At 62.7% G+C, this 1,785-nt stretch carries 2 protein-coding genes and 1 pseudogene; all 3 read left to right on the forward strand.

Features of this window, described 5'->3' with window-relative positions; all coding sequences use genetic code 11:
* A pseudogene (locus tag EOA33_RS41140) lies at positions 1-129 on the forward strand (sarcosine oxidase subunit beta); the annotation flags it as partial.
* 10 nt (positions 130-139) lie between these two features.
* Positions 140-430, forward strand: a complete 291-nt coding sequence (locus EOA33_RS34670; protein WP_127407648.1) for a sarcosine oxidase subunit delta — start codon at positions 140-142, stop codon at positions 428-430.
* The coding region (locus EOA33_RS34675) for a 2Fe-2S iron-sulfur cluster-binding protein (protein ID WP_127407647.1) at positions 427-1,785 on the forward strand (1,359 nt) is incomplete at its 3' end. The genes EOA33_RS34670 and EOA33_RS34675, both read left to right, overlap by 4 nt.

Below are 1,785 nucleotides of genomic sequence, written 5' to 3' on the forward strand. Positions count from 1 at the left end.
TACGCCTTTGCCCATCTGCTTGCGACCGGATCCCCCCACGAGACCGCGCGGGCTTACCGGCTCGATAGATTCTCACGTGGATATGTAATTGACGAAACCGGCACTGGGGCACAGCCCAACCTGCACTGAGGTCAACCGAATGCTAATTCCTCATCCGATTCTGGGTTCGCGCGATGCGCGAGAATTCATTTATCTCGGCGATGTCAGGCTCCTCGACCGTCCCGATCCGACCAGGCCCGACGCCGAATACTCATTCTGCGACTACGTCTTCCTGCGCGATAATCCGGCGGGCGTGCATCGCGAACTATGGTTCCATGAGCAGGGCGATCGGTCATGGCTGTTGATCACGCGCAACACAGTAACGCACGAAATCCTCGGCGCTGAATTGGCACGCGATGTCGCGCTGGCGCGCAAAAGGAGCGGTCAATGACCCGGCTGGCCGGCGGGCTGGTTGATCGCTCGCAAAAACTGAACTTCACTTTTGACGGCAAGAGCTATGAGGGCCATTCGGGCGACACGCTCGCATCGGCGCTTCTGGCCAACGGCGTGCGCCTGATGGGTCGCAGCTTCAAATATCATCGTCCGCGCGGGGTACTGTCGGCCGGGTCCGAGGAGCCGAACGCCTTGGTCGAGCTGCGGTCGGGCGCTCGACAGGAGCCCAATACGCGCGCCACTGTCGTGGAGTTGTTCGAGGGGCTTGTGGCGCGAAGCCAGAACCGCTGGCCCTCACTCAGCTTCGATGCAATTGCGGTCAATGATCTGCTGTCCCCGTTCTTCACGGCCGGATTCTATTACAAGACCTTCATGTGGCCGAAAGCCTTCTGGGAAAAGCTTTACGAGCCCGCGATCCGCAAAGCGGCGGGCCTGGGAAGCTTGTCCATGCAGGCTGATCCTGACGCCTATGACAAGGGCTTCCTGCACTGCGACGTGCTGGTCATTGGCGGGGGGCCGGCAGGACTTGCGGCGGCACTGACGGCGGCGCGCTCGGGCGCTCGGGTTATCTTGGCGGATGAAGACTTCCGTTTGGGCGGCCGACTGCTGGCCGAGACGGAAATGCTGGACGGAGCGTCGGCGATCGACTGGATCTCCGCGTTGGAAGCTGAATTTGAGGGTCTGCCGAACATTCGTGTGATGCGTCGCACCACCGTGTTCGGAGTCTATGATCACGGAATCTACGGCGCGGTGGAACGGGTTTCCGATCACCTTTCGGAGCCGGGCGACAACGTCCGTCAGACACTCTGGCGGATCACCGCGAAACGCGCGGTACTGGCGGCCGGCGCTACAGAGCGTCCTATAGCCTTCGCAGACAATGATCGACCAGGCATCATGTTGGCCGGCGCGATGCGGGCTTACGCCAACCGCTGGGCAGCCTGCCCGTCCAAGACTGTCGCCGTGTTCACCAATAACGACGACGGTCATCGCACCGCGCGCGATCTTGCTTCCAAGGGCATCCATGTTGCGGCCGTCATCGACGCCCGCCAAGAGGCGAGAAGCTCGGGCGACTACCGCGTGATCGCTGGTGGCCTGGTGACGGGTTCGCGCGGGCGGTTGGGCCTGACAGCGATCGAGGTTTTCGCGAAGGGCCGCCGCGAATGGATCGAGTGCGGCGCGCTGGGTGTTTCGGGCGGCTGGAACCCGAATGTGCATCTGACTTCCCATCATCGCGGTCGCCCGGTTTGGAATGAAGCGCTGCAAGCGTTCCTGCCGGGCGCTGATGGCCCCGCCGGATTGCTTCCGGCGGGTGCCGCGGCGGGCCCTTTTTCGACATCCCCGACACCCCCCTCC

Source organism: Mesorhizobium sp. M4A.F.Ca.ET.050.02.1.1 (assembly GCF_003997725.1).
Lineage (GTDB): Bacteria > Pseudomonadota > Alphaproteobacteria > Rhizobiales > Rhizobiaceae > Mesorhizobium.

Excerpts from the sequence above, each read along its gene's own strand:
- EOA33_RS34670 (WP_127407648.1), top strand. The coding sequence starts at position 140 with ATGCTAATTCCTCATCCGATTCTGGGTTCGCGCGATGCGCGAGAATTC.